This is a genomic window from endosymbiont of Riftia pachyptila (vent Ph05), assembly GCF_000224455.1.
In the GTDB taxonomy this organism is placed as follows: domain Bacteria; phylum Pseudomonadota; class Gammaproteobacteria; order Chromatiales; family Chromatiaceae; genus Endoriftia; species Endoriftia persephonae.
In genome coordinates, this window is the sequence record NZ_AFOC01000040.1 from 21,604 (window position 1) to 30,195 (window position 8,592).

7 protein-coding genes are annotated in these 8,592 nt (G+C 59.8%); 1 reads left to right on the plus strand and 6 read right to left on the minus strand.

Annotated elements, in window-relative coordinates:
• Positions 1-516 precede the first annotated feature (516 nt).
• Positions 517-3,174 carry a response regulator gene (locus RIFP1SYM_RS07910; RefSeq protein WP_006474294.1) on the plus strand — a complete coding sequence of 886 codons (2,658 nt, stop codon included), beginning with the start codon at positions 517-519 and terminating at the stop codon, positions 3,172-3,174.
• A 139-nt stretch (positions 3,175-3,313) separates the two neighbouring features.
• On the opposite strand, the gene RIFP1SYM_RS07915 is transcribed toward RIFP1SYM_RS07910, so the two are convergent.
• From RIFP1SYM_RS07915 to RIFP1SYM_RS18010, 6 genes are all read right to left on the minus strand, one after another.
• Positions 3,314-5,281: a bifunctional aldolase/short-chain dehydrogenase gene (locus tag RIFP1SYM_RS07915; RefSeq protein WP_005961649.1), complete on the minus strand. Its 1,968-nt coding sequence runs from the start codon at positions 5,279-5,281 to the stop codon at positions 3,314-3,316.
• 52 nt (positions 5,282-5,333) lie between these two features.
• Positions 5,334-5,798: a hypothetical protein gene (locus tag RIFP1SYM_RS07920; protein ID WP_005961651.1), complete on the minus strand. Its 465-nt coding sequence runs from the start codon at positions 5,796-5,798 to the stop codon at positions 5,334-5,336.
• Between the two features lie 29 nt (positions 5,799-5,827).
• On the minus strand, positions 5,828-7,072 hold the full coding sequence (locus RIFP1SYM_RS07925) for a NupC/NupG family nucleoside CNT transporter (RefSeq protein ID WP_005961653.1): 1,245 nt from the start codon (positions 7,070-7,072) through the stop codon (positions 5,828-5,830).
• Between the two features lie 3 nt (positions 7,073-7,075).
• Positions 7,076-7,564 carry a DsrE family protein gene (locus RIFP1SYM_RS07930; RefSeq protein WP_005961655.1) on the minus strand — a complete coding sequence of 163 codons (489 nt, stop codon included), beginning with the start codon at positions 7,562-7,564 and terminating at the stop codon, positions 7,076-7,078.
• Positions 7,565-7,571: 7 nt separating this feature from the next.
• Positions 7,572-8,087 (minus strand): 3-hydroxyacyl-[acyl-carrier-protein] dehydratase FabA, encoded by a 516-nt coding sequence (gene fabA / locus RIFP1SYM_RS07935; protein WP_005961657.1) that lies wholly within the window; start codon positions 8,085-8,087, stop codon positions 7,572-7,574.
• A gap of 201 nt (positions 8,088-8,288) precedes the next feature.
• Positions 8,289-8,592: hypothetical protein (locus RIFP1SYM_RS18010; protein ID WP_240992059.1), on the minus strand; the 304-nt coding region annotated here is incomplete at its 5' end.

The following is an 8,592-nucleotide window of genomic DNA, read 5'->3' on the forward strand; positions in this document are numbered from 1 at the left end:
GTTTTAGACGCTTGTTCAGCAAAATATGAATTATAGTAGTCTAAAAAAACTTTGCGAAACAACGTAGTTAAACGCGAAATGAAGATTCCATGTAGTAAATTCTGTTTTTCAAGTGGATCGCTACAAAGTCTGTGATCATAGTGGCAGTTTGCCATTTTTTCATTTCACTTTGCAGGTCCCATCTGTCCTGTGCCAGAGCCCGACAGCGCTTCTGTGCAACTGTCGGGTAGTCGGGGCGCGCGTCCTGTTGCAACCTAATTTATAGCCCCATCTAACCTTTCCAACTACTAGTCTAACCACGAGCTAAAAAAAGAATCAAAGTCCTAAGTTGCAATTGTGTGGACTCAGTTGTCCGCTTTATCGATTGGCTTTGCTGTGGAGCGATAACATAATTGAGCCTCTGGATTCCCACTAGAGGGTGTTGTGAAGATCAGAGCAGGTCGATGTTGTGTGGCGGGTCTGCTGTGTTGAAATCGATCGGGTATTTTTAGGGATTGGTTGGGTTGGAGGATGGAAATGGAAGCAGATCAACGGCAGGATGCGGTGTCTCAGAGCCTGAAGGCGCGAATCGTCAGGGAGCAGGAGCGGGTGTTGTTCGCCTTCGGGCCCTACGCCAATCTCACGATCGCGCTCGCCGGTCTGGTGTTGGTCGGGGTGCTTTGGGTGGTAATGCCCGGCCAGGCCATTTGGCTCTGGTATGGCACCTTGCTTGCCACCATTGCCGCCCGCCTGGCTGTGATCCTGCTACATCGGCTTGGCGATCAACCCTCAGCACGCCCCGGCAATTGGGTTCGGGCCTACTCATTTGCCTCGATTCTCACCGGCTTTACTTGGGGCGGGCTGTTTCTGCTGCCCTTTCCTCCCCTGACAGAACATCCGGCGTTGCTCTACAGTATCCTGTTGGGAACTGGTGTTGTCTCCGCCGGGGTGCACGTGTTGTCGATACACCTGTTTACCGCGCTGCTCTATCTCAACCCGTTGATCATCGCGGTGGTCTGGAAACTTGGCACTCTGGGCGAGAGCATCGACGGCTTGATCTTTGTGATGCTGTTGCTGTATGCCATCTTCATCAATGGTGTGGCATTGCGGGAGAATCGCACCTCACTTCAGAATCTCCGTTTGCAGTACCAGAACGATCGCCTGATCGATGGCCTGAAGCAGGCGAAAGCGGTGGCGGAGGCTGCCAGTCAGGCAAAGTCGGCCTTCCTTGCCTCGATGAGCCATGAAATACGGACTCCGATGAACGGCATCATCGGTATGACCGATCTGCTGTTGAGCACCGATCAGGGGGAGCGGCAGCGATACTACACCCAGACGATCAAGCGATCTGCCGACTCCCTGCTCGGCATCATCAACGACATCCTCAACTTTTCCAAGATCGAGGCGGGCAAGCTGGAGTTGACCCAGCGCGACTTCAATCTGCTGGAGCTGTTTGAGGAGACCGGTGAACTGCTCGCTGGACAGGCCCAATGCAAAGGGCTGGAATTGGTGGTGCTGGCCGATCCGGCGCTGGCGGTGATGGTGCATGGCGACGACAATCGGCTGCGTCAGGTGTTGATCAACCTGCTGGCCAACGCGATCAAATTCACCGAGCATGGTGAAGTGCTGCTGCGCGCCACAATGGGCAAGGGGAGTGCATCAGATGTTGCTGTGCGGGTGGAGGTCTTCGATACCGGCATCGGCATGAGCCAGGAGGAGCAGACTCAGATCTTCGGTGCATTCTCCCAGGCTGATGGCTCGACCCAGCGGCGCTTCGGCGGGACTGGGCTGGGGCTCTCCATCTCCGATCAGCTGATGCGTATGATGGGCAGCCGGATCGATGTGGAGAGCGCACCGGGACAGGGTTCGCGATTCTGGTTCGATCTCCGCCTGCCGCTCAGCAGCGGTGAGATGAGCAGCGCCCCGCAGCCCCTCGAACTGCTTCGCGACAAGCGCATCCTGCTAGTGTGCGACAATGAAACTGCCTGCGCTGCGTTCACCGACAAGCTCCAGCTGGCCGGCATGCAGCGTGAAACTCTGGTCCGGGCCGAACAGATGATGCCACTGTTGCAGCGCAGCGTTGAGTGTGGCGAAGGGTTCGACTTTATTCTGATCAACAAGGGGCTGGATGGCAGCGTAGGGCTCAATCTTATTCATCAGATCCAGCATGAGTTTGGCGATCAGCTGCCCAACCGTCTGCTGCTGGTGGGTATTGAGCCGAGCAGCCAGGTACGGGAGGCGGTGAGCCGGGGGGATTGTGAACTGCTCAACAAGCCGGTGCGTACCCAGACCTTGTTTAATACCATGCAGCGGATGCTCGATCCGGAGGTTGAGATCGCACCAGAAAAGAGCTGGAGGCATCAAGAGGAGGAGCCGCAGTATAAACCGCAGAGGTTTGAAGGGGTCCGGGTGCTGCTGGCGGAGGATAATCCGATTAATCGGGACCTCGCCCTGATCATGCTGAAAGAGCATCTGGGTTGCCAGGTGGAGCTTGCCGTGAATGGGCAGGAAGCGGTGGATGCCGCCAGTGCGGTTAAATACGATCTGATCCTGATGGACTGCCACATGCCAGAGCTGGATGGCTTTGGCGCAGCGCAGGAGATACGCCGGCGTGAGCGGCAGTTGGCAGTGAACCGCCCGGTGACGATCATCGCGCTGACCGCTGATGTGCAGGCGGGGGTCAAACAGAAGTGTAATACGGCGGGCATGGACGGATATCTCAGCAAGCCTTTCTCCCTGCAGCAGCTGGCTATCGTGATGCAACACTGGGTGACTCCCGTTGGAGGGAAGCTAAAGGCGGAAGCTGCAGAGTCGCCTGCGGCGATGAAAGAGGAGCTGATCCTTGACCGCCGGATGCTGAATAAGATCCACACGATGGGTGGTGTCGACAGCAGTGACCTTCTGGAGGAGATGATCCGCTTCTATCTGGAGAGCAGTCCGCAGCAGATTAGTCAGATACTGGATGCTGCGGGTGAGCAGGACCAGCAGTTGTTTGCTGAGACCAGCCACCAGCTGATCTCCAGCAGCGCCACCCTGGGCGCCTCCCGGCTCGCCTCAGCCTGCCGGGAGGCAGAGCAGAAAGCCCGCAGCGATGGGGGGCATGATCTGCTGCCGCTAGCCCAGCAGATTGAGCTCGAGTACCAGCTGGTCAGCGAAGAGCTGGGCAACGAACTGCAGCAGTTGCGGGACAGCTAATAAAAGGGTCACTGGATAGCCGACATGCCCAAGCAAGGAACACAGTGAATACCTCCATGTATGCTTGAAGGCGGCATCTCTGCCACCAACACCCTCGCTTGGATATGTCGGCTATCCATCGGTCTCGCCTCTCTCCCCCTCACACCACCCGGTCGTTGCCGCCATCCACCGGGATCTGCGCGGCGGTAGTCTTGGCAAACAGCTCTCCACAAAGCTCTGCCGCCAGCTCCGCCACATCCCGGCTGGTTACCTCGGTCTTCAGCAGATTACGCGTCTTGTACTCCGCCACGCTCATGCCGTAGTGATCGGCCCGCGCCTGCAGTACCTGATCGCTCCAGATGCCGGTGTCGAATACCGCGTCCGGGTGCAGGCTGTTGATGCGGATGCCGTCGGCCGCCCACTCCAGCGCGACGATCCGTGCCAGTTGGTTGAGCGCCGCCTTGGAGGCGGAGTAGGCCGCTGCACCTGCCCCGGGGGCCGGCACGTTCTTTGAACCGATCACCACCACCCGGCCATGCCGCGGTGCCTGCTGCAGCAGCGAATGGCACTCCCGCAGCAGGCTCAGATTGGCGTCCAGGTTGACCTGCATCACCTTGCGCCACTGTTCATCCGTCAGCTCTGCCACCGGACAGCCGCCGGGGAAGATGCCGGCGTTGAGGATCAGCATATCAAGGCCGCCGAAGGCGAGCAGGGTCTGCTCAAGCGCGTCTTTGAGCGCGTTGCTGTCGGTTACATCACAGCGGATGCCGAGGAACTCGGCCCGATCGTAGAGCCCTGTGATCTCGGGATTGAGATCGAGCCCCACCACTGCCGCACCGCGTGCCAGTAGCGACTCGACACAGGCCTTGCCGATGCCGGAGGCGGCACCGGTGACCAGTGCAATCTCCCCTTGGAAGGGCGGCGGAGTGCCGCCGGTGCGCAGTTTCGCCTGCTCCAGCTCCCAATACTCCACATCGAAGATATCGCTGGCCGGCAGGGCGCGCCAGCCGCCAAGTTGCTCGGCACGCTGGATGATCTGCATGGTGTGGTGGTAGATGTCGGCGACAATGCCAGCTTCCTTGGCACTCTTGCCGACGCTCAACATGCCGAGCTGCGGATCGAGCACCACCCGCGGTGCCGGATCAAGTATCTGCACCGGACTGCGCGCCTGGGGTGATTGTTGTTCGAAATAGTCGCGGTAGGCCTTAGCGTAAGCCGCTACATCGCTGCCCAGCATCGGTAGCCGCTTAGTGCGGATCACATGGTCCGGAGTGGCGGGGCCCTGTTGGGAGATGGTGGCGAGATTGTCGCGGCCGCAGAAGGACATGGCTTCAGGTGAACGATGGCTCTGCAGGAGCATTGGCTGGCCCGCGGCCTCTGATAATGATTGGCGCAAAGCTGACAGGGTGCTGGTGTCTGGCGGGGGAGGGGACAGTGCTTCCGGCAGCTGCCAGGCCCCCTGGGCCTGTAGGTATGCTTCCGCTCGCTGTACCAGGGTGATCATCCGTTCATAGGATTCTTTGGCGCTCTCGCCGAAGGAGAAGAGGCCGTGGTTCATCAGCACCATGCCGATGGTGTTGGGGTTGACCTGTTTGGGAAACGCCTTGGCCACCAGCCGTGCCAGATCGAAGCCCGGCATCACATAAGGGATGATCACCAGTTCGTCGCCATAGATCTCGCGGATGCGCGCCTCACCATCCTTGGTATTGGTGATGGTGATGATGGCGTCGGCGTGGGTGTGGTCGACGAACTTGTAGGGCAGGGTGGCGTGTAGGATCGCCTCCACCGAGGCGGTAGGAGCGCTGGCGAGAGTCTGGTGGGTCTTCAGCTGATTTACCATCTCTAGATCGGAGAGGGATTCCAGTTCAGCCAACCTCAGCAGGTGTGCCATCCGTACCGGAGTGTAGCCCGCTGCCTCGATGGTCGCCAGATCCCAGCCGCTGCCCTTGACGTAGAGGATCTCCTCCGCCTCGCCGAACAGGTCAGGTTGGCGGATCTTCACCGAGGTGTTACCGCCGCCGTGCAGTACCAGTGAGGGATCCTGGCCGAGCAGGCGTGAGCTGTAGACCCGTAGTTGCAGGTCGTCGGTGAATCGGGCGGCTTCGGTGTCGTTCCAACGGTTTTTCATGGCACTACTCTCTCAGTTGTTCTGCTGTGTGGCTGTCAGCCGGGCGTTTTGCCTATCGCTGTTCCACCTCGAAGCGGTAGGCGGCGTGACAGGCGACGCAGTTCTGCATCAGCTCAGCGAGCTGGGTGAGGCTGTGGCCTGGATCCCCTAGCTGCTCCGCATCCAGCGCCAGTTGGTCAAACCGAGTATGGGTGTCGAAGCCGAGTTTTTTGAACTCCAGGGGCAGCTTTCCCATCAGTGTGCCGGGCACCCCCTGCTGGGCGGCGAGGCCCACCTGGCGGGCGCTGGCGGCGACCCTTGCCATCTCTTCATTGGCGGTTCCGGTGGTGATCTGCTGGACACTGGCGAGAAAGGCGCGCATCTCGGAGAGCACCAGATCCCGCTCGCCGGTGCTCAGCTGGATTGCAACCCGGCCATCGCTTGCCGGTACGGTGCTGCCCTGGATGAGAAATTTGTAGGCGCCGGCGGCGATTAGCAGCAATAGGATTGTGACCAGACTCCAACACTTCTTACACATATTTTATTCCTTATAGGGTGGTTTTTAGATTAGAGGATTAATCCCACCACGGTACCGGTGAGGCAGGTGGCCAGGGTGCCAGAGAGTAGCGAGCGCATCCCCAAGGCGACGATCTCGTTGCGCCGTTCGGGGGCCATCGCGCCCATGCCGCCAAGCATGATGCCGAGGCTGCCGAAATTGGCGAAGCCACACAGGGCATAGGTCATGATCAGCCGGCTGCGCTCGGAAAGGGTCCCCTCCGGCAGCTGGCTCATCTGCAGGTAGGCGAGAAACTCGTTCAGCACCGTCTTGGTGCCCATCAGCGCGCCAGCGGCCGGGGCCTCGGGCCAGGGGATGCCCATGCTCCAGACAATCGGCGCCATCAGCCAGCCGAGTAGCCGCTCCAGGGTGAGCGGTGAGCCAGCTATCTCAGGCAGCAGGCTGAGGGTTTGGTTGAGCAGGCTGACCAGGGCCACCAGCACCACCAGCAGGGCGATGATGTGGGCCAGCAGGTGCAGGCCGTCGATGGTGCCTTTGGTAACGGCGTCCATGCTGCTCTCCGCCTGCTGTGGCAGTACCAGTTGACCGGCGGTGCTTTCGCCGGTCTCCGGCACCATCAGCCGTGCCACCATGATCGCGGCGGGGGCGGAGATGATCGAGGCGGTGAGGATGTGGCCCATCGCGTCGGGCAACACCGGACCGAGGATCGCGGCATAGAGCACCATCACGGTGCCGGCGATGGTGGCCATGCCGAGGGTCATCAGGGAGAAGAGCTCGCTACGGGTCATCTGATTGAGGTAGGGGCGCACCAGTAGCGGAGCCTCGACCATGCCAACAAAGATATTGGCGGCGGCGCCCAGCCCCAGCGCACCGCCGATGTTGAGGCTCCGCTGCAACAGCCAGGAGAAACCGCGCACTAGCAGCGGCAGCAGCCGCCAGTAGAAGAGCAGGGCGGACAGCGCACTCATCACCAGAATCAGCGGCAGTGCCTTGAAGGCGAGAATGAAACTGGACCCCGGGGTGCTCTCGCTGAACGGCAGATCGGCGCCGCCCAGGTAGCCAAACACGAATGAGGTGCCAGCCTCGGTGGCGGTCTGTAACGCTAGGATGGCGTGGTTGAGACTGAGGAACAGCGTCTTGAAGAGCGGCAGCTTGAGCAGCAGCAGGGCCAGTAGCAGCTGCAGGCCAAGACCGGTGGCGATCAGTCGGAGATCGGCCTGGCGGCGATCCTCGCTGAACAGCCAGGCCAGCGCGGTGAGCAGGATCAGGCCAAGCAGGCTCTGCGTGCTCTCCACTCTCTAGCGCTCTATGCGGATCAGGATGTAACCCAGCTCCTGATACTGGCGGATCTGCACCGGACCTACCGGGGCGACATCCACATAGTCGGGGAAGTCCGACTCATCGGCGTTGTACCAGCTGGCGTGGGTGCCGCAGACATGCAGATCGACATCCTGCTGCTGGGTGAGGGACTGTACCGCGTCATGCACCGGTCTGAACGCCTCACGATGTTCAGTTTTCAGGGCGAACATCTCGACTCCGTGGGTGACTACGGCGACGGGCAGCCCGGGGAAGCGTTGGCGCAGTCGCTTGATCTGTTTCACGGTTTTGGGGATCGCCCAGCCCAGGTCGTCGTCATCGTCCTCGGCGATCTCGAAGACAACTCCCTCCGGTGCCTCGTCGAGGGCGAGGATCTGCTCGATACCTGAGGCCGCCTGAGCAGTGGCGCCGACCAGCAGCATCAGGGAGATGAGAAGGCTGGTTAGCCAATCTCCAGGGTGCCGCTGCATAGTCGGTTTAGAAGTTGTCGGTGGAGATGAATAGGCCGACCCGCAGATCCTTGGCGACGTAGATCTCACGGCCATCTACCTTCATCACGCCATCACCGACACCAAGTACCAATTTGCGGCTGATGACTCGCTTCATATCGATGTGATAGGTCACCTTGCTGGCTTTTGGCAGCACCTGGCCGGTGAACTTGACCTCGCCCACTCCCAGCGCGCGACCGTGACCGGGGTTGCCGACCCACGCCAGGAAGAAGCCCACCAGCTGCCACATTGCGTCGAGGCCCAGACAGCCAGGCATGACCGGGTCGCCGGGGAAGTGGCAGTCGAAGAACCAGAGGTCAGGGTTGATATCCAGTTCGGCGTGGATCTCCCCCTTGCCATACGCGCCGCCCTCGTCGGAGATCTTGATGATGCGGTCCATCATCAACATGTTCGGCGTGGGCAGTTGTGCGTTGCCCGGGCCGAACATCTCACCGCGTCCGCATGCCAACAGCTCTTCGCGGCTGAAGGAGGATTGTTTGGTCATTTTTTACCTCTTTAAGAGTGGCTGGTGACGCCGGCAGGGATGGCTGCCGCTGAAAACGGCGTAGTTTCGTGGTTTTGAGGCGCAGATGTCAAATTCCCTGCCACCAATCGGTTGCCTTTCGCTGGTGAGAGTTTTGGCTGGCGTTCGTTTGAAAAAGTCTGCGGTGGAGTGGTGGTGAACCCCTTTCCCGGGGTTCTAAACTTACCGCGATGGATGCCGACCCGAAGAATACAGGCGAAACATCTTGAGGTACGTCTCAAGGGTTTCTTCGGGGCGGTAACCGATCTCAGGAGCGGCAGCTCGAAAGCGTTGTGGTTTACATAAGTGAGCGGGTTCGCAGTTCTTGAGATCGGTGTTTGTTTGCACGAACTTCTTTTCAGGTTGTAAGTCAGACAAGGTGTTAAAAAGGGCATCAGGACCTAATGCCCAGCATGGTTGGCAATAGGTTGGAAGGTGGCACCCCAGCGGATGACGGGGGCCGCCTTCCGTTTTTTTGGCAATCCAG